Annotated in this window: 16 protein-coding genes and 1 tRNA gene; 10 read left to right on the forward strand and 7 right to left on the reverse strand. The window is 38.0% G+C overall.

What is annotated here, in order from left to right; translation table 11 throughout:
- Nucleotides 1-18 precede the first annotated feature (18 nt).
- Both TDE_RS06490 and TDE_RS06495 read left to right on the forward strand, forming a co-directional pair.
- Nucleotides 19-210, forward strand: coding sequence for a hypothetical protein (locus tag TDE_RS06490; protein ID WP_002678918.1), 192 nt, complete (start codon nt 19-21; stop codon nt 208-210).
- Nucleotides 194-532, forward strand: coding sequence for a hypothetical protein (locus tag TDE_RS06495; RefSeq protein ID WP_002678919.1), 339 nt, complete (start codon nt 194-196; stop codon nt 530-532). Before TDE_RS06490 ends, TDE_RS06495 begins: the two co-directional genes overlap by 17 nt.
- 39 nt (nt 533-571) lie before the next feature.
- Here the strand turns inward: TDE_RS06495 and TDE_RS06500 are convergent.
- Together TDE_RS06500 and TDE_RS06505 are read right to left on the reverse strand one after the other, a co-directional pair.
- A tRNA-Met gene (locus tag TDE_RS06500) sits at nt 572-644 on the reverse strand.
- A gap of 64 nt (nt 645-708) precedes the next feature.
- Nucleotides 709-1,704, reverse strand: a complete 996-nt coding sequence (locus TDE_RS06505; RefSeq protein WP_002678920.1) for a phosphate/phosphite/phosphonate ABC transporter substrate-binding protein — start codon at nt 1,702-1,704, stop codon at nt 709-711.
- 75 nt (nt 1,705-1,779) lie between these two features.
- Here TDE_RS06505 and TDE_RS06510 point away from each other — a divergent pair, with 75 nt between their 5' ends.
- Nucleotides 1,780-2,835, forward strand: a complete 1,056-nt coding sequence (locus tag TDE_RS06510) for an aldose epimerase family protein (RefSeq protein ID WP_002668712.1) — start codon at nt 1,780-1,782, stop codon at nt 2,833-2,835.
- Here TDE_RS06510 and TDE_RS06515 read toward each other — a convergent pair.
- Entirely contained in the window at nt 2,832-4,199 is a 1,368-nt protein-coding gene (locus tag TDE_RS06515) for a hypothetical protein (RefSeq protein WP_002678921.1), read from the reverse strand. The two genes, TDE_RS06510 and TDE_RS06515, sit on opposite strands and share 4 nt — an antisense overlap.
- A 182-nt stretch (nt 4,200-4,381) precedes the next feature.
- Between TDE_RS06515 and TDE_RS06520 the strand changes: the two genes are divergently transcribed.
- The 3 genes from TDE_RS06520 (at nt 4,382) to TDE_RS06530 (ending at nt 9,148) form a co-directional block, all read left to right on the forward strand.
- Nucleotides 4,382-5,686, forward strand: coding sequence for an NCS2 family permease (locus TDE_RS06520; protein WP_002671452.1), 1,305 nt, complete (start codon nt 4,382-4,384; stop codon nt 5,684-5,686).
- Nucleotides 5,687-5,772: 86 nt separating this feature from the next.
- Nucleotides 5,773-6,111, forward strand: a complete 339-nt coding sequence (locus TDE_RS13275) for a hypothetical protein (protein ID WP_002678922.1) — start codon at nt 5,773-5,775, stop codon at nt 6,109-6,111.
- Nucleotides 6,056-9,148, forward strand: coding sequence for a right-handed parallel beta-helix repeat-containing protein (locus tag TDE_RS06530; protein WP_010692212.1), 3,093 nt, complete (start codon nt 6,056-6,058; stop codon nt 9,146-9,148). The genes TDE_RS13275 and TDE_RS06530 overlap by 56 nt, the downstream gene beginning before the upstream one ends.
- 12 nt (nt 9,149-9,160) lie before the next feature.
- Here TDE_RS06530 and TDE_RS06535 read toward each other — a convergent pair whose 3' ends face one another.
- A complete protein-coding gene (locus TDE_RS06535; RefSeq protein ID WP_002678929.1) occupies nt 9,161-9,697 on the reverse strand; it encodes a nitroreductase family protein in 537 nt (178 codons plus the stop codon).
- A 150-nt stretch (nt 9,698-9,847) separates the two neighbouring features.
- Here TDE_RS06535 and TDE_RS06540 point away from each other — a divergent pair, with 150 nt between their 5' ends.
- The 4 genes from TDE_RS06540 (at nt 9,848) to TDE_RS06555 (ending at nt 14,445) form a co-directional block, all read left to right on the forward strand.
- Entirely contained in the window at nt 9,848-12,577 is a 2,730-nt protein-coding gene (locus tag TDE_RS06540; protein WP_002678931.1) for a valine--tRNA ligase, read from the forward strand.
- Nucleotides 12,578-12,839: 262 nt separating this feature from the next.
- Nucleotides 12,840-13,418 (forward strand): TetR/AcrR family transcriptional regulator, encoded by a 579-nt coding sequence (locus tag TDE_RS06545; protein ID WP_002678933.1) that lies wholly within the window; start codon nt 12,840-12,842, stop codon nt 13,416-13,418.
- A 24-nt stretch (nt 13,419-13,442) separates the two neighbouring features.
- Nucleotides 13,443-14,024, forward strand: a complete 582-nt coding sequence (locus TDE_RS06550) for a CDP-alcohol phosphatidyltransferase family protein (RefSeq protein ID WP_002671441.1) — start codon at nt 13,443-13,445, stop codon at nt 14,022-14,024.
- A gap of 37 nt (nt 14,025-14,061) precedes the next feature.
- Complete coding sequence (locus TDE_RS06555) at nt 14,062-14,445, forward strand: VOC family protein (protein WP_002671440.1); 384 nt, start codon at nt 14,062-14,064, stop codon at nt 14,443-14,445.
- Between the two features lie 16 nt (nt 14,446-14,461).
- Here the strand turns inward: TDE_RS06555 and TDE_RS06560 are convergent, their stop codons facing one another.
- From TDE_RS06560 to TDE_RS06570, 3 genes are read right to left on the reverse strand one after another with little or no spacing between them, the layout of a single operon-like run.
- The gene (locus TDE_RS06560) at nt 14,462-14,830 is read right to left on the reverse strand and encodes a nuclear transport factor 2 family protein (protein ID WP_002668728.1); all 369 of its coding nucleotides are present in this window, start codon (nt 14,828-14,830) and stop codon (nt 14,462-14,464) included.
- Between the two features lie 8 nt (nt 14,831-14,838).
- Nucleotides 14,839-16,827, reverse strand: a complete 1,989-nt coding sequence (uvrB, locus tag TDE_RS06565; RefSeq protein WP_002678935.1) for an excinuclease ABC subunit UvrB — start codon at nt 16,825-16,827, stop codon at nt 14,839-14,841.
- A gap of 1 nt (nt 16,828) precedes the next feature.
- The gene (locus TDE_RS06570; RefSeq protein WP_002678947.1) at nt 16,829-18,319 is read right to left on the reverse strand and encodes a bifunctional ADP-dependent NAD(P)H-hydrate dehydratase/NAD(P)H-hydrate epimerase; all 1,491 of its coding nucleotides are present in this window, start codon (nt 18,317-18,319) and stop codon (nt 16,829-16,831) included.
- Nucleotides 18,320-18,327: the final 8 nt, after the last annotated feature.

Raw genomic sequence — 18,327 nt, forward strand, 5'->3', positions numbered from 1 at the left:
AAAATAAGGAGAAAAACTATGGATTATTCGCAATTTAAACCTATAAAACCCACAATTCTACGCAACCCCGAAACGATAGCGTATTTTTGTAAATGTCAAATGAATCCTCCTACCGAAGAGCAAAAAGAAGTTGCCCGAAAATCCGTAGAGCAATACAGCCGATTTTGGGACGATATAAAAAAAGCTAGAAAAAATGCCGGAAAAAATTGATATATCGGAACATATTGCTGACTTTACTGCTTGTCCTTTAGATAAATATACTGATATATCTAATTTTAAGTCGGAATACGGTATGTATACCGACTTTATAAATCCTTCAAGTAATTCGGGAGCTTCTTTGGCATTAGAGTATGATAAATATGGTGTTTCACAAACCTATCTTATTTACAAAGTAGATGATATAGAAAAGAAAAATATCTGTGCTTATTTTTTTATAGGTCCTGATATGATAGGTTTTTCTAAAGAGAATAGGCCGGATAATGTACCATTACATATCGATACGATATTTACAGCTAAGTTCTCTATCTTTTAGTTAAAAAAAGGCACTCATCTGAGTGCCTTTAAAAAAGATTAGCAGGGAGAGGACTCGAACCTCCGACCTCCGGGTTATGAGCCCGACGAGCTGCCAACTGCTCTACCCTGCGATGTGGGGGAGAGTATAGCATATAAGCAGCATTATGTCAAGCCTTTCTACAAACTTTTACAAACTTATTTTGTTAAATTTCTGATTTTATCATACCAAGCATCTGTGGTTTTAACAAGTTTTGTTTTTTCCGTGTATTTTGGATACATTCCTTTTTTGTAGGAGTCTTTTATTTTAAAAATACCGGGATTATTTGCCGTTTTTTCTGAGGTAAGGGCTTCCTGTATTTTGTTCTGTTCTTCAGGGGACAGGGTCTTTGTATTCATGACTATTGGAGCGTTTAAAACAGGAATCGATTGGATTATGGTAATTTCGCTTCCGGGAAATTTGTCAAATGGTTCTATAGCTCCTTCTACAACCTTGTAAGCGGCTCCTGTCTGATAGGCTTCTCCTTCGATTAGATCATAGACGCCTATTGTTTGAGGAATTGCAAAGGCTGCGGCTTCTGCATCCTTTCTAAATAGATTAACCTGAGAGCCTTGATGGGAACCTGCAAATAGCACCTTAGAAAAAACGGAATTTCCCTGAATAAGTTCATCGGTACCTGTTAATCCGAATTTTTTTACGAACAGAGTCGCAGGAATTACAAAGCCCGATGTAGAGCTTGTAGAAACAAATGAAATGTTTTTTCCTTTTAAGCGGTTTAAGTCATAGCCGTCTTCATCTTTATATTGAGCTGCATCTTCCGTTCTTACTGCTATAAAGCTGTAGTATAGTGCATCTTCCAATGTGCCGCTGGGTCCCGAATTCGTTACTACCGGTACAATGGCCGGATTTCTTTTATGGGCATTTATATAACCCTCGGCTCCGATATAAGCCATGTCTGCATTTCCGGATATAATTGCTTCTAAGGCTATGTTATAATCAGTTGTCGTTTTGATTTCGACGGGACGGCCTACAGCTTCGCTTATTATTTCCATAAAAGCTTGCCGCGCATCCTTCATAGCATCGCTTGATTCATTCGGTAAAAATACCATGGTAACCGGCTTTTGTGTTTCGTTTTTGGTACAACCGAAAAATAGGCAGACAGCTGCCAAAACTAATATAATTTTGTGTTTCATAAAATTCTCCGGGCCGCATTCTATCATATAATGCAATAATATGCTATACTTAATTATAAATATTGGGAGGAAGATATGAAGATCACAACGACCGAATTCGGAACTTTTTCAAACGGAAATAAGGCCTTATTATTTACGATTTTCAACGGTAAGATGATGCTCTGTTGTACTAATTACGGATGCTGTATTACGGGAATCCTTTTGCCGTCAAAAAACGGAGGCTTTGACGATGTTGTTTTAGGATATTCAAGCTTTATCGGCTATATAAATAATTTTCCGCATTTCGGTTCTTTTATAGGCAGATACGCAGGCAGAATTTCAAATGCGGAATTTACTTTAGGAAACCAGCAATATCTTTTAACGCCTAATGACGGCGGTAAACACTGCCTTCATGGAGGTTATCCGTATTGCGATAAAATGCTGTATGAGGCAAAAACCTTTAAAAACAGGCAAGAAGCGGGTGTCGTTTTTTCTCGTACCTCTCCCGATGGGGAGCAGGGCTTTCCCGGAAATTTAAAAATTCAAGTAAGCTATTCTCTTACGCCGGATAATGAGATTATTATAAGATATAAGGCCGTGTCCGATAAAACGACACCGGTTAATTTTACAAATCACAGCTATTTTAACTTAAATCCTGCCGGAATGCAGTCTAACGGCTCCTATGTTTCGGTTTTAAATCATGAGGTTCAAATATTCGCCGAGCAATACCTTGAAATCAACCAAGAGCTTATTCCGACGGGTAAATTTTTAAATGTAGAAAATACGGGCTATGACTTTAGAAAACCTAAGCTTTTGAGCGAGGGCGTACAAGAAATAGGCGGGGGTTTTGATAACAGCTGGGTTATAAAAAAAGAAGTCAGTGACCATAAAACCTTGGCTGCAATAGTAAAAGAGCCCGTTACCAAAAGAACCTTAACCGTTTACTCGGCACAACCTGCTCTTATAATGTATACGGGTGGTTTTCTTAACAACGAATTAGGCAAGAACGGAGACGTCTATAATAAATTTGCAGGCCTTTGCCTTGAAAGTCAAGCCTTCCCGGATTCGTTACATCAGCCTCATTTCCCCAATACCGTAATTAAGCCGGGTGAAGTTTATGAACGCGAGACTCTTTGGCATTTTGCATTTTAAAAACTTATTTTATATGCAAGGCTTCCTTTTATAAAAGGCTTGGCGGTTTCCAATATTATTTCTCCCTTAAAAGAGTTTGATGTCAGCCTTGTCTTTTTTATAAATTCTGCCTGAGTAGAAAAGTTAAAAACTCCTTTTTCCCAAACTATATATGGACTCTTATTTATTTTTACCGTTTTATTTTTTTGCATAAAAGAAGCTGAAATATTTAGATTGAAACTCTTATTAAATTTTATTTTAATATCCGATGAAAAAGAATAGTTTTTTACTATAAAGGGATTTTGAGATTTTTCTTCCAGTTTTGTGTTTCCTTTTATTGAAAAGAGGGTGTTGAAAAAAAGGTTTATAGGAATTTTTATTTGTCCTTTAAGGTCCCATGAAGAGTCATTATAATAAATTTCTCCGGAAAATTTACATTTTGTAAAGCTAAGACCTAAACCCATTCCTCCCGAATGAAAATTTTTGAACAGCTTTTTCTTTTCAAAATACTTCCGTAAAAAATTATACGAAAAACCCAGATCCAAAGCATCAACTGAAATCTTAGGTTGAAAAAAGGCTTTTAATGTTCCATCATTTTCAAACATAGTTCCGGCATTAGCCTCGAAATACTCGCTTTGAAAATTGTACTCGGCCTTACCCAAAAAGTTCAAATCGGATTCGCCGATTCCGGATATTTTTCCATAAGGAATTTTTATTCCGCCGGCTAGTAAAAATACGGAAGATACCGTTCCCTTTTCGGCCAATATAAATTCTCCCGAATAAAATTGATCATAGGCAGGTGCTTTTAGATTAAATTGAGAGTAGGCGGAATTTGTTAAAGAAGAAAAAAAGCTCATATTGAACAATGCGGTTTCATTTTCTTTTTTATAAACAGTACAAAAAGAAAGATCCGGCCATAGTTCTTTCGGCTTTTGTTCGGAAAAAAATACCAAGTTAAAATTTTTTATTGCAAATTCGGTACCTAAACTTGCATCAAATTTGGATTTTGAGATACCTATTAAATACTTAGGTGCAAAGCCGATTCCTTTATAAAAAGGCTTTTTTTCGAAACTTTCCTTTAAAAGCATCAGGTTTAAAAAGCTTGATTTTGTAATTCCCCCATAAAAAAACGAGAGGGCAGGATAAAGCTGTTTCTTTTCCCTGTATAGAAGGGGGCTGAATTTTAAGCTAAAACCTTGCGGCATAAGAGCAAATTTAGGCCGGTATTCCCGCATTTTTGCTTCTGTATAAAGCTCAAAAAAAGGATTTTTTGCTTCCGCTTTTAGGTTATAGTTAAAGTTAAGATCAATACTCTGTGTAAGAGAAAAATTTGCTTTTTCTACAGGTATTTCCGCATTTAAAAAGATGCTGCATAGCAACATCATTGAGCAAATCCTAAAGGATTTAATAAAAATATTTTTTGTCTTCATACTTATATATAGTTTTTTTTTGTATTAAATACTAATTTTTTAAATGGAAATTTGATTTTATTTAAAAATATCTAAAATTTATCTATTGCTGTAAATAAAAAATTGTGTTAGAATGCGCCAAGGAGAATTTCTTAGTTATGGAAAGATTTTTTAGACTTAAAGAGCACAATACTACCGTGCGCACCGAAGTTATTGCGGGTATCACTACCTTTTTGGCAATGGCTTATATTTTGGCCGTAAATCCCGGCATTTTAAGTGAAGCCGGAATGGATAGAGGTGCCGTTTTTACTGCAACCGCTCTGTCAGCCGCTATTGCAACCCTCGCTATGGGGCTTTTGGCTAACCTGCCTGTTGCTCTTGCTTCAGGAATGGGATTAAATGCCTTTTTTACGTATAGCGTTGTTATCGGCTTAGGTTATTCCCCGTCTACGGCATTAACAGCCGTGTTTTTAGAGGGCGTTCTTTTTATTTTGCTTTCACTTGTAAACGTCCGTGAAGCTATTGTAAAATCCATACCTCTTAATCTTAAAAAAGCTGTAGCCGCAGGTATCGGTATCTTTATTACTTTTATTGCTTTTCAAAATTCCGGAATAATTGTCGATAATCCTGCAACCCTCGTAGGACTCGGAAAATTCACTTGGGGCTCTCCTGCCGTTTTAGCCATGATAGGTTTAATTATAACCTGTGCTCTTTTTATTTTAAGAGTACCGGGAGCGATATTGATAGGTATTTTAATTACAACCATCATAGGCATTCCCTTAAAGATTACGGTTCCATTCGGGGGCTGGGAAGGCTGGTCTCCTATAAGTCTCCCCTCGGCTCCTGCCGTACTCAATTTTGACTTTTCGAATATTCTTTCTTTTAAGTTTTTTATTGTATTTTTTTCATTCCTCTTTGTCGATATTTTTGATACGGTAGGAACCCTTGTAGGTGTTGCAACTCAGGCAAACCTTGTAGATAAGGATGGAAATATTCCCAAAATTAAGCAGGCCTTTTTATCGGACGCTATCGGAACAGTAGTAGGTGCAGCTCTCGGAACATCAACGGTAACAAGTTATGTAGAAAGTACGGCCGGTGTTGCTGCCGGAGGAAGAACCGGATTAACCTCTGTGGTTACTGCCGGTATGTTCATTATTGCCTTGCTGTTTTCTCCGATTTTCTTATTGATTCCTTCCGCAGCCACAGCCCCTGCTTTAATAATAGTCGGCTTTTTGATGATGACCCAAGCCGGCGAAATAAACTATAAAGACCCTACGGAAGGTATCCCCGCATTCTTGACAATGATTATGATGCCCTTTACCTACAGTGTTGCCGAAGGTATCGTATACGGAGTCTTGGCCTATGTTATCTTAAAATGTATTAAAGGAAAATTTAAAGAAATCCCTGTTGTTACATGGATACTTTTTGTTATCTTTATGTTAAGATTTTTTGTTAAATTTTAATACTTAATAAAGAAACCCCTTCCGAATTTAGGCAGGGGTTTCTTATCTAAAGATCTTATATTTGAAAATAATTGCCGGAGGTCGATTTGCGCAAATTTTTTTATGGCAGTATATTTATAATTTTAATATTGACATTAACAACTTGTAAACAATTTATTGCCGATATTGAAAAAGATTTTGAAAATTGGGTTTCTACGGTATTGATAAAAGAAATAATTCCTGATAGTCCGAAAGATGGACAGTCATACCTGTGTATACCTAGTGCTTCCGATCAAACGGTAACATTAAAATTACTTAATTCACGAAGACACAGTCTAAAAATGCCCGAAGGACCCGGTACTTATACCGATATAATTACGTTTGAAAGCGGTGTCAAAGGTATCGACGGCGGTGTTCCCGTGCAATGGTACCGACTACGAGCTTAAACAAACCGCTTTTGACGAAATTCGCCTAAAATATAATGAAGCTTTTTTAAAAAAATATGAGTATGGTAAGCAGAATTTAAGTCCTAGGATAACTTTTATCAGTAAAGAAGGTAGAAAATTCGAGACACGTACATTTAAACTGCGTTGTAATACTCCTCCTCCCGATATAACCGATGCCGTTATCTGTAAAACCCGTGTCCCCTTAGTCTCACCTGATCCTGCGTACTATGTGCTCTGTATAAGCTGCGATTCCGATAAATTAAAAGAAAAGATGGGCGGCGATTTTCTTCATAAAGATATTAAAAGTATAATTATAAATGGAACCGAATACCCTATAGAACTAAACTCTTCAGGAACCGGCTTTACTACAACCGATTCGAATTTTATTGCTAAAACTGATGTTTTGCCTTTGGGTGGTAGTCCAACACCTGATGCTAATCTTTATTTTAAAACTAATGCTGTAGTAGGCGGTATAAAAACAGATTATACTTTATATATCGGCGATGAAAAAAAGCTTTCCTCTTCTAATAAAAAGACTGTATCAACACCTGCCAACACGCCTGATAATGCAAAGCTTTACGATATGACGGTTACATCTCCCCATGAGATTCTTTCAAATGATCCGGCTTCTCCTTACACAATTGCTTATAAAGATATTAGCGGGGATAAAATAAAATTAAAGGCTGAAACGGCTACCAAAGGTGCTATTATCAAAGGAGAAGTCAAAAAGCATGATGGAAGTACATATATCTATTTTGCAATAGATAGTGGTCCTCGAACTAGTGTAGATATAGAGCTGGATAAACCCGGATCGGGAGATGTTTTTTATGAGATTAAATTTAGGGCCGAAGGTAGCGGTTTTACGCCGAGTGACTGGCAGATAAGGTATGTTAAGCTGATTGAAGGCGGTACTATAACAATTACATCTACAGACGGTTGGAAAAAACTAAAAGATGCCGTAGAAGCAACAGATGGGCCTAATCTTATCATCATTGACGGCGAAATTAAGGCTGAAAGTACTTTAAATAATTATGGAGAAATTACGGTAACCAGAACCCTTACAATAAAAGGTAAGACGGACTCAGTATCCGACATACTCAATGCAAATAAAAATACGGGAGGTAAACCTCATCACAGGATATTTAAGATAGAACCTTCAGGAAACCTCACCCTTGACGGTCTTACCCTTAAAGGCGGCGGAAAAGATAGTTCTACCCAGTTGAACGGAGCTGCCGTATATTCTAAAGGAAGTTTTACCGCTAAAAACTGTAAGTTTGAAGATAATGAAGCCGGTTCAAATTCTGTTGCCGGAGCAGGAGGTGCTGTTTATGTTGAATCCGGACAGACCACAATCGATAACTGCAAATTTATTTCAAACAATGCAAATATAGGCGGTGCTGTATTTGTAGCTGCAAATGGAAAATGTACAATAGGTACTGAAACAGATCAGACTACAAAAATATATTCTAATACGGCTAAAAACGGAGCAGGTATATATGTCGCCTCTACGCAAAGTGACGGTTGTCTTATAAACAAGGGAACCTGTATAGGTACCGATGGCTTTAATTTGGCAGGCGATTTAGGCGGAGGCATATTTATTTTTGCAGGGGCTAATTGTACAATAAAGGAAGGTGTAAAGATACAAGACAATGAAGCTCAAAACGGGGGCGGTATTTATAATGACGGAGGTAATCTTACTATTCAAGGAACCGTATCCGATAAGGTTATTATTTCAGGCTGTAAGGCAAATAGTAGTCAGCCCGGTAAAAATAAAGGGGGCGGTATTTATATTGCCGGCGGTACCGTAAAAATAGAACATACCTTAATAAATGGTAACACTGTAGGAAGTTCCGGTGAGGGGAAGGGTATATATGTTGCCGATGGAACTTTTGAGATGAAGGCTGGTGCAAAAATAGATGAGAACAATGATGTCTATCTAAAAGAGAACAAAAAAATACAAGTTGAAACTTCTGCTTTAGGGGACTTTGGTGCTAAAATTACGCCTGAAAAATATCCTGATAGAAATACGGTTATTAAGGTGCTTGAAAGTTCTGCTGCCGCAGCCTGTAATGATAAATTCAAGGTATCCGACAAAAGTTCTACACATTGGAAGGTAGATAAAAGAGGTAACCTTGCCCAATTAGTGAAGTCATCATCCGATTCATGGAAGACACTTAAAGATGCCGTAGCTAATGCTCCTCAAGATGCCGTTATTTATATAGATGGAGAAATTAAAGCTAGCGGTTTATATGATAATTATGGAGCGATTGAGATAATAAAACCTCCTTATTTTCCGGCCGGTGTAGACAGGAAGCTTACAATCATGGGCCTTACGGGTTCAGGTTCTGACATCTTAAATGCAAACTATGGAACAGGTGGTAATATAAATTATCACCAAATATTTAAGGTATATACTGGAACAGATTTTAGCCTTAAAGGGCTTACCCTTAAGGGTGCAGATAGCGGCAGCCACGGAGGCGGTGCAATTTATACGGAAGGTAAAGTCGAGATGGCTAATTGTGTTATAACGGAAAATAAGGCATCATACGCCGTACGTGGAGGAGGTGTTCTTATAGCCGGAGGAACCTTTACAATGATCGGCGGCGAAATAAAAAACAATAGCACAAAGAAGGTTAGTGGTGAAGGCGGAGGTGTATACATAAATGGCGGAATCTTTACAATGATTGGCGGCCTTATCAAAGAAAACAACAAAGATATTAATAGTAAGGGTAAGGGTGTTTATGTCGCAGGCGGCTCATTTACAATGTCGGGTAGTGCAAAAATAGACGAAAACAATGATGTATATCTTCCTACAAATAAGATGATAAATATTTTAAGTAAGCTTACTCCTGATGGAGGAACTGCGGCCATGATAAATCCTCAAAGCTATCCGTCAGGCAGTAACAATATAAAAGTTCTTGCCGACGATATATCCAATTTTGAAAACTATAAAAAGTTTAAAGTAAAGTCTAATGGAGGCACACCATGGTATGTAAATTCTTACGGTAATCTTACTACCTTGCCACCTGCACCTTAAAAAGTTTTAGTTTTAGGCTAAAAAGTGCATATTATCGTCAAAGTCCTTTCTTGTCTTTTCCCTTAAAGGATATCCTTCTTTAGGATAGCCTAGGGCTATGACAAGGCGGATTCTCTTTTTTCGCTCTATGAGCTTTTGGATTCGTTTTTCGTCAAAGACACCGAGGATGCAGGTTTCCAAATTTAGGGCTGAGGCTGCATTTACAAGGTTGGCCGTTAAGATACCTATATCTATGGCCTTAAAGTCAACCTTCTTTATCAGTGAACCTATCTTTGCAGGCAGGCTGTAATTGTCTTCGGCTATTACCAAAAAAGTATTACAGTCATCGATGAACTTGTTAAAAGAACCCATCTTAGCATCTGCAATTATCTTGGCCTTTTCGCCTTGAGCTACAAAGACCTCGTAGGGCTGAGAATTACAGGCCGACGGCGAAAGCCTCCCTGCCTCCAAAATAGAAATCAAGTCCTCTTTTGAAACAGGTTTAGAATAATCAAAGCTCCTGCAGCTTTGTCTTTTTTTCATAAGCGATAAAAAATCATTAAAATTCATATTGTTATTATGTAATAATCGTAAAATAAAGTCAATCGTCGGGATTATGGTTTGTACTCCCTTCCCCTAATACCTAATCTGTCCCACTTGAAAACTTAACCTTTTCATATTATAATCTTTCCTCGTATTTTAAAACGATTGGAGAAAACAATGAGCGAAAAATTGCAGGCGATTGAATTGGAAAAATCTTATAATCCTAAAGAATTTGAAGAGCGTATTTATTCCTTTTGGGAAGCCAATAAGTGCTTTAGCCCGATAAAAAAGAAAAACACAAAAAATACATTTACTGTCGTCATTCCTCCGCCCAATGTTACGGGCGTTCTCCATGTAGGCCATGCCCTTGATGAAACCTTGCAGGATGTAATTGTCCGTTACCACCGTATGAAAGGGGACGAAACCCTTTGGATTCCCGGAACCGATCATGCAGGTATTGCCACGCAATCCGTTGTAGAAAAAAAACTGAAGGCCGAAGGCAAAAACCGCCGCGACCTCGGACGGGAAGCTTTTATCGAAAAGGTATGGGAAGTTAAAAATGAACATCACTCGATTATAACAAAGCAGCTCCGCAAAATGGGAGTTTCGGTTGATTGGGATAGGGAACGCTTTACCTTAGATGAAGGGCTTTCTCAGGCTGTAAGAGAGGTCTTTGTTTCTTTATATGAACAGGGGCTAATCTATCAGGGAAATTACCTTGTAAACTGGTGCCCTTCATGCGGTACCGCAATTTCCGATGATGAGGTCGAACATGAAGACCGAAAGGGCGGCATGTACCATATTTATTATAAATTGGCAGACGGGGCAGTTTTACAAAATGAAGCCGGCGAGAAAATACAAGAAATAGAAATTGCAACCACCCGCCCTGAAACCCTTTTGGGCGATACCGCCATAGCCGTTCATCCCGAAGACCCCCGCTATGCTTCCATCATAGGAAAGGAAGTAATTCTCCCTCTCGCAAATAGGAAAATTCCTGTAATTGCCGATTCCTATGTCGATAAAGAATTCGGAACGGGGGTTGTAAAGATAACTCCTGCCCATGACCCCAATGACTGGGAGGTAGGTAAAAGGCATAATCTTCCCGTTCTAAATATCTTAAACCCCGACGGAACATTAAACGATGCCGTTCCCGAAAAATACCGAGGCCTTTCAACGGAAAAAGCACGCAAGGCCGTTATCGAAGATTTGGAAGAACTGGGCCTTTTTAAAAATGAAGAAAAAATAAAACACGCAGTAGGCTGCTGTTACCGATGTCATACAAGTATAGAGCCCTATGTTTCAAAACAATGGTTTGTAAAAATGCAGCCCTTGGCTCAAAAAGCCTTAGATGCATGGAAAAAAGGCGATGTTGTTTTTTATCCTCAAAAATGGGAAAACACCTATGCTCACTGGATGAATAATATTCGCGACTGGTGTATTTCCCGTCAGCTTTGGTGGGGGCATCGTATTCCTGTTTGGTATTGCGCCGATTGCGGAAAAACTATCGTAAGCCGTACGGATATTACGGAATGTCCTCACTGTAAATCAAAAAACATAAAGCAGGATGAGGATGTTTTAGACACTTGGTTTTCAAGCTGGCTTTGGCCTTTTTCAACCCTCGGCTGGCCCGAAAAGACCGAAGACCTCGCACGCTTTTTTCCGACATCGGCCCTTGTTACAGGACACGATATAATTTTCTTTTGGGTAGCAAGAATGATAATGGCCTCCTTGCAGTTTACGGGCAAGGCTCCTTTTAAAGATATTTTTATTCACGGTTTGGTTCGGGATAAACAAGGCCGCAAGATGAGTAAGAGCTTGGGAAACGGTATTGACCCCCTTGTAGCCATCGAAGAGTTTGGGGCTGACGCTATGAAGTTCACCCTTACCTTTATGTGCGGTTCTCAAAGTCAAGACTTCTTAATCGACATGGAAAGTTTTAAGCTCGGCTCAAAATTTGCAAACAAGGTTTGGAACGCTTCCCGATATATTTTAGGAAATCTTGCAGGCAGAACCATTGTGCCTGTCGGACGGGACGGCAGTCTAAACAGCTTAAAAGAACTTGACCGCTGGATTTATCATGAACTAAACGAGGCGGCTCAAACGGTTCGCTCAAGCCTCGATTCTTACCGTTATAATGAGGCCGCTCAAAAGGTTTACGAATTCTTTTGGAATAATTTTTGTGATTGGTATGTTGAAGGTACTAAACTTTCTTTTAAGTACGGAGACGAAAAAGAGAAGGATAGGGCGGCTTCGGTGCTCCTTGCCGTTTTGGAAGAATCCTTACGCCTGCTTCATCCGTTTTTAGCCTTTGTTACCGAAGAGATTTATTCAAAGCTGCCCGGTAATTGTGCTGAAGGCGCCTTGCCCCGTGCCAAGATTTTAATGACTTCCGATTACCCCGAAGAAAAAAAAGAACGCATAGATGAGGCTGCTTCTATCCGTTTTAGGACCTTGCAGGAAATTGTCCGCAACATTAGAGCCTTACGGGCCGAATGCGGCATAGACCCTCAGTTAAAGCTTAAGGTTTCTCTTTATATCGAGAAAAACTCTCCTGCGGAAGCTGCCCGTGAAAATTCCGAAATAATAGAAATGCTTTCAGGCCTTTCCGGTTTAGACTTTATCGATTCTCTTAAAGAAAAACCTGCCTCTTCAATCGGTGTAGTAGGAGCGGGTTTTGAGGCTTTTTTGATAACGGGAGATTCAATAGATATCGATCAATTAAAAAAGCGTTTTGAAAAAGAGCTTGAAAAAAATGAACAAAATGCTTCAAAGATAGATTCTAAGCTCAAAAACGAAAACTTCGTTAAAAACGCTCCTCCCGAAGTCATCGAAGGCGAAAAAGAAAAACACGCCGAGTTTTTAAGGCGTATCGAAAAACTAAAAGGTTATTTGGAAGGGATGAGGTAGAGATTTTTAACTGCAAGCGGCTCAAGGAATGTGCAGTTTGGTTTAAAAATTTCTTATAAGGTGATTTAAGGGAGTTTATAAAAGCATCAGTTTTTATGGGCTCCCTTAAATATTATCGGTTCTCGAAACACCTCTTTATGTGGATAGGATCCATAAAAATCAACATAGTTTTATAAATTTAATCTTTCGGCTTGACATAAATAAAATTATATGGTAAATTATGAATGAATAATTATAAATATTCATTCATAAAGAGGTTGAAATGGATAAAAAAGAAGAACTTTTGGCTAGTGCACATGCCATTTTTACAAAAAAGGGATATAAGGAAACAAATATTTCGGATATTACAAAATCAATAAATGTTGCAACAGGTTCTTTCTACAAATATTATTCTTCCAAAGAAGATATATTTTTAGAGGTTTACAAACTTGAAAATACGAGAGTGAGGCAATTAGTTATGGAACATGTTGATTGGCAGCTGCCGATCGAATCGATTATTGAATCATTGTTTTTCGTAACTTCAAAACATTTATTTGGGAATAAGATAATGGCGGAATGGAGTAATCCCAAAATATCAAAGATTCTACGTAAATACTATTTTTCAGAACAAGGAAAAAAGGATAATCAATTTCACAATTTTTTGATGACTGTGATTGATAAAAAAATGAAAGAATTAAAAATTAAGCCTCAATTAGCCGTTCGGTTAAAGAGGGTATATGAGTTTTTATATTATATTGATTGCCATGTAACAGATTCTGATTTTGAAGGCTGCAGTGAAGTAATTAAACTTCTTACAGTATATTTTGTAAAAGGTTTGGTATATGAAAATTCCGCTAGATAATATTTGTATTTAATGGGATGTTCTATGATATATAATAAAACTTTTGATATACAAAAAAAAATTTTTATCAATACCTTGACTTTATTAAGAATACCTCTTTCTATTATGTTTAATGTCATGTTGTTATATGAAGAACGCAGACTCTTTCTTTACGGCATATTATTTTTGGTAATAGCTTTAACGGATTTTTTTGATGGAAAACTTGCCCGTTATTATAATGTCCAAAGTAGAGTAGGTGCTGTATTAGATGTTACAACCGACTTTTTCTTTATTTTTACTACAGCTTGCGTTATGTATAAACAAGGTTTGTTACCTGTAGGTATGATCATAATAATTTTAATTAAATTTACAGAATTTTGTATAACATCATATTTATTTGACAAAAAACTAAAAAAGAATAAATTATTATTTTTCGATAAAATAGGCCGTTTTGTTGCCGTTATATTATATTCAATTCCGATTATAATATTAATATTACATGCATTATTGAACAAATATCTGTTTAATGTTATTTTATTTTGCGTATATATAACGATAGGATTTTTATCTATTCTTTCATTTTATGCAAGAGTAAGTAAAATAATTCGATATAAAATTAAGATATAAGTTTCAAATGGAACCAACAAAATAAGAGAGGTAAATAATGCGAATAGAGCATATAGCAATGTATGTAAATGATATTGAAAATGCAAAGAATTTTTTTATTAAATATTTTAAAGCAAATTCCAGTGACGGTTATCACAATAAAACGACGAATTTTCGTTCTTATTTTTTGACTTTCGATGATGGAGCAAGGCTTGAACTTATGAATCATCCTGATATGCAGGATCCGAATAAGGAGATTCGAAGGACAGGCTTAAGTCATGTTGCATTTAGTGTGGGTTCAAAAAAAAGGGTAGATGAATTAACACAAATTTTACAAAATGACGGATACAAAGTTTTATCGGGTCCAAGAACAACCGGAGACGGATATTATGAAAGCTGTATCATCGGTCCCGAAGGCAACCAAATCGAGATAACTGTTTAATTTTTAAAATGATAACTTATCTAATTGCAGTTCCTATTTTCATATCAAGTCTCCATTGCGGAGGCTTGCCGTCATCTCCCCAATATTCATCCATTGCAATAATCTTATCGTCTTCAATTTTTATAAAAGATGTTGCGTGAACCGATGTATCGTTGTTGAATACTTTTACGGCAGTAATGATTAGATTCTCTATTTTTTGGATTCTCTCAACTTCCGCTTCCCATTTGCCGGGATATTCACAATTAGCTTTGATAAATTCTTCTAAAGTAAATTGCTCATTTGTATTATGCCATCTGATAGTTGCAGTTTTATTAAAATAAGAACGTATTTTTTCAGCATCTTGTTCCGCAATTGCTTTCCAAAATTTTTTTATATCCAATTCCATATTTTTCCTTAACTTCCTATCCGCTTTACTTCTTCTATCTTGTCTCTTATGACTGCTGCTTCTTCAAACATGAGCATGTCGGCATATTCGGCCATCTGGGCCTCAAGTTTTTTGATAAGTTTTTTTCTGTCGGCAGGGTTTAAAATGTTTAGGCTGTTGATAAGGGGGCCGGCTTCTGCAAGGGCCGCTTCTTTTTTTATTTCATTTTCCCGTGTTAAAATATCTTCAATTGCTTTTTTGATTGTCTTGGGTGTTATACCGTGTTCCTTGTTGTAGGCTTCCTGAATAGCACGGCGGCGGTTTGTTTCTTCTATGGTTTCTTTCATAGCATCGCTTATCCTGTCGGCATACATAACTACCTTACCGTTTTCGTTTCTGGCTGCCCGTCCTACAATCTGAATAAGACTTGTAGTAGAACGCAAAAAGCCTATCTTATCTGCATCGAGAATTCCGATAAAAGAAACCTCGGGTAAGTCGATGCCTTCTCTTAAAAGGTTGATTCCTATAAGCACATCAAATTCTCCTGCACGCAAGCCCTTTAGAATTTCGACACGCTCAATCGTTTCAACTTCGCTGTGGATATATTTTACTTTGAGACCGAGCCCTGTAAGATAATCGGTTAAGTCTTCCGCCATCTTTTTTGTAAGAGTTAAAATTAGGCTGCGTTCGTTTAGGGCAATGCGTTTTTTTACCTCTCCGTAGATATGCTCCATCTGGCCTTCGCTTTTATGAATCTCGATTATCGGATCCAAAAGGCCTGTAGGGCGTATTACTTGTTCGACAATGCGGGTAGAGTATTTTATTTCTTTAGGGCCGGGGGTTGCGGAAACAAAAACGGCCTGATTAAGCATCTTTTCAAACTCGTCGATTTTTAAAGGGCGGTTATCTAAGGCACAAGGAAGACGGAAACCGAAGTCTACAAGATTTTGTTTGCGGCTGCGGTCTCCTTCATACATGGCTCCCACTTGAGGAAATGTTACATGGCTTTCATCCATGAACAATAAAAAGTCATCGGGAAAATAATGAAAGAGGGTAGCGGGAGGCTCTCCGGGTTTCCGGTTTGCGATTGGAGCCGAGTAATTTTCGATGCCGGGGCAATAACCCATTTCGGAAAGCATTTCGATATCGTATTCGGTGCGGGTTTTTAGCCTTTCTGCTTCAAGGAGCTTTCCTTCCTTATTTAAAACATTCAGCCTTTCTTCCAATTCTTTTTTTATTCTTTCAAGAGCATTGGGAATTGCATCTTCCGGCATCACAAAGTGTTTTGCAGGATAAATTGAAAGCTCTTCGTATTCCTGTATTACCTCACCCGAAATCGGATTGAATTTTCTGATGCGCACAATTTCTTCCCAATCGAATTCAAGGCGGTAGGCATCTTCCATGTAGGCCGGAAAAATTTCCATAACATCACCTTTGACGCGGAAGCGGCCTCTTTCAAGGACTGCATCGTTTCTTTCATATTGCAAACTTATCAACTGTTTTTTTAATTTTTCGATTTCGATGTTTTCGCCTTTTTCTATGGTTATGCGTAAGTCCCGCCACGATTCGGGAAGCCCCAAACCGTAAATACAGGAAACGGTGGAAACGACGATTACGTCTCGGCGTTCCATAAGGCTGAAGGTTGCCGATAGGCGGAGGCGGTCGATCTCGTCATTTATTGAAGCGTCCTTTTCGATATAAAGGTCGCGTGCGGGAACATAGGCTTCAGGCTGATAGTAGTCGTAATATGAAACAAAGTATTCGACGGCATTTTCAGGGAAAAAGGTTTTAAATTCCCTGTAAAGCTGAGCGGCAAGGGTTTTGTTGTGGCTTATGATTAGGGTCGGCTTTTGTACGGCTTGAATAATATTTGCCATTGTAAAAGTTTTTCCCGATCCCGTAACACCTTTGAGCGTTTGAAATTTGTCGCCTGCAATTATTCCGTCTGAAAGAGCCTTGATAGCTTCTCCCTGATCACCTGAAGGTTTATAATCCGAAATAAGTTTAAACTGCTTCATATTATTTTACCTGTCGTGCCTTTGATTCTTTAAATTGCTCCGCTTCTAATTTTTCCAAATTTTTAATGAGCTTACTTGCCGTTAAGCTATAGCTTGCCCTTGAGTTTTGAGAAGCAAGGCTGTGGGCGAGGCTCCCCGTAATTGCAGCATCAAGAGGCTTATAGCCCTGAGCCAAGAGGGAGCATATAAGACCTGTCAGCACATCGCCTGAACCCGCCTTTGAAAGAGAGGGAGAGCCTAAAGTATTGATACATATTTTTCCGTTATGGGCTATTAAGGTATTAGCTCCCTTTAGCACAAGCACAAGCTTAGGGAATTTTTTTGAAAAACTTAAGGCTAAGATAAAGCGTTTTTTTTGTATTTCTTCAATGCTTAAACTTCCAAAACCGGCAATATTTAAAAGTGAAGAAAATTCTTTTGGGTGAGGGGTTAAAACGGCAGCACTTAATTCGGGTAAGATTTTTTTTAGTTCGGCATAATAAAAGATATCCGCATCTATAACCATTGGCATTGATTGTGTTTCTTTCACCTTTAGGATAGAAAAAAGTCCATCATTTTTTCTTCCAAGTCCTTGACCTATTGCGATGCTTGTAAATTTTTTAACATTGAATTTGCCGGCTTCGAATTTGCCGTCATACATAAAATCGGCTTTTAGGTTTTTAGGCCTTTCCCGATTTTCTCCTATCAATGTTACAAGGCCTGCACCGAATTCCAAGGCGGCAGAAGCTGCCAAAAGTGCTGCCCCGTTTTTTTCTCCTACAATTATTCCTGCATGACCGAAACTTCCCTTATGGGTGTTTTGTTTTTTTCTTGAAGGGAGAAGCATATCTTCTTTTTCGAGTAAAAAAACATTGGACTTTTCGTTTTGTTCGTATAAGGAGCGGGGGAGGCCTAGGTCTATGACCTCGATTTTTCCCGTAATATCTTTTGCCTCATCCGAATAAAAGGCCTGCTTTAAGGCTCCCATCGAAAAGGTCATGTTACATAGAACTGCATTGGGGCTTGCTTCTCCATCAAGGTTTAAGCCGCTCGGTATATCGCAGGCTATCTTAAAGGCCTTGACCTTATTTATCTTCTCTATTGTTTTTTTATCCTCGGCTTTTAAAAGCCCTTTTAAGCCGGTGCCCAAAAATGCATCAAAAAGAATATCCGATTCGGGCAAGATGTTTTTAGCCGTCCTTATATTTAAGGCTTTTAATCTTTCGTATTGTAGTTTACATAATTCAGACTTCGGCTCCTTTAAAATTATAACATGAATATTAAAATCATCGGCTAAGATTCTTGCAAGGGCGAGCCCGTCTCCGCCGTTGTCGCCCGAACCGCAGACAATCTGTAGAGTTTTTTTTTCATCTCTTTTTTTTAACGGAAAAAGATTTTTAATTTTTTCCGCTGAACCGCGGGCTGCGTTTTCCATTAAGATTCCGTTTTTTAAATTAAAATCTTCTTCGGCTCTTTTATCCAATTCCCTTAAAGAATAAAAAACATTTTGCATAAGTTCTT

The organism is Treponema denticola ATCC 35405 (genome assembly GCF_000008185.1).
GTDB classification, from domain to species: domain Bacteria; phylum Spirochaetota; class Spirochaetia; order Treponematales; family Treponemataceae; genus Treponema_B; species Treponema_B denticola.

Bases quoted from the DNA above. Each gene is read 5' to 3' on its own strand.
- TDE_RS06490 (WP_002678918.1), top strand. From the start codon at position 19: ATGGATTATTCGCAATTTAAACCTATAAAACCCACAATTCTACGCAAC.
- TDE_RS06495 (WP_002678919.1), top strand. From the start codon at position 194: ATGCCGGAAAAAATTGATATATCGGAACATATTGCTGACTTTACTGCT.
- TDE_RS06505 (WP_002678920.1), bottom strand. From the start codon at position 1,704: ATGAAACACAAAATTATATTAGTTTTGGCAGCTGTCTGCCTATTTTTC.
- TDE_RS06510 (WP_002668712.1), top strand. From the start codon at position 1,780: ATGAAGATCACAACGACCGAATTCGGAACTTTTTCAAACGGAAATAAG.
- TDE_RS06515 (WP_002678921.1), bottom strand. From the start codon at position 4,199: ATGATGTTGCTATGCAGCATCTTTTTAAATGCGGAAATACCTGTAGAA.
- TDE_RS06520 (WP_002671452.1), top strand. From the start codon at position 4,382: ATGGAAAGATTTTTTAGACTTAAAGAGCACAATACTACCGTGCGCACC.
- TDE_RS06535 (WP_002678929.1), bottom strand. From the start codon at position 9,697: ATGAATTTTAATGATTTTTTATCGCTTATGAAAAAAAGACAAAGCTGC.
- TDE_RS06540 (WP_002678931.1), top strand. From the start codon at position 9,848: ATGAGCGAAAAATTGCAGGCGATTGAATTGGAAAAATCTTATAATCCT.
- TDE_RS06545 (WP_002678933.1), top strand. From the start codon at position 12,840: ATGGATAAAAAAGAAGAACTTTTGGCTAGTGCACATGCCATTTTTACA.
- TDE_RS06550 (WP_002671441.1), top strand. From the start codon at position 13,443: ATGATATATAATAAAACTTTTGATATACAAAAAAAAATTTTTATCAAT.
- TDE_RS06555 (WP_002671440.1), top strand. From the start codon at position 14,062: ATGCGAATAGAGCATATAGCAATGTATGTAAATGATATTGAAAATGCA.
- TDE_RS06560 (WP_002668728.1), bottom strand. From the start codon at position 14,830: ATGGAATTGGATATAAAAAAATTTTGGAAAGCAATTGCGGAACAAGAT.
- uvrB (WP_002678935.1), bottom strand. From the start codon at position 16,827: ATGAAGCAGTTTAAACTTATTTCGGATTATAAACCTTCAGGTGATCAG.
- TDE_RS06570 (WP_002678947.1), bottom strand. From the start codon at position 18,319: ATGCAAAATGTTTTTTATTCTTTAAGGGAATTGGATAAAAGAGCCGAA.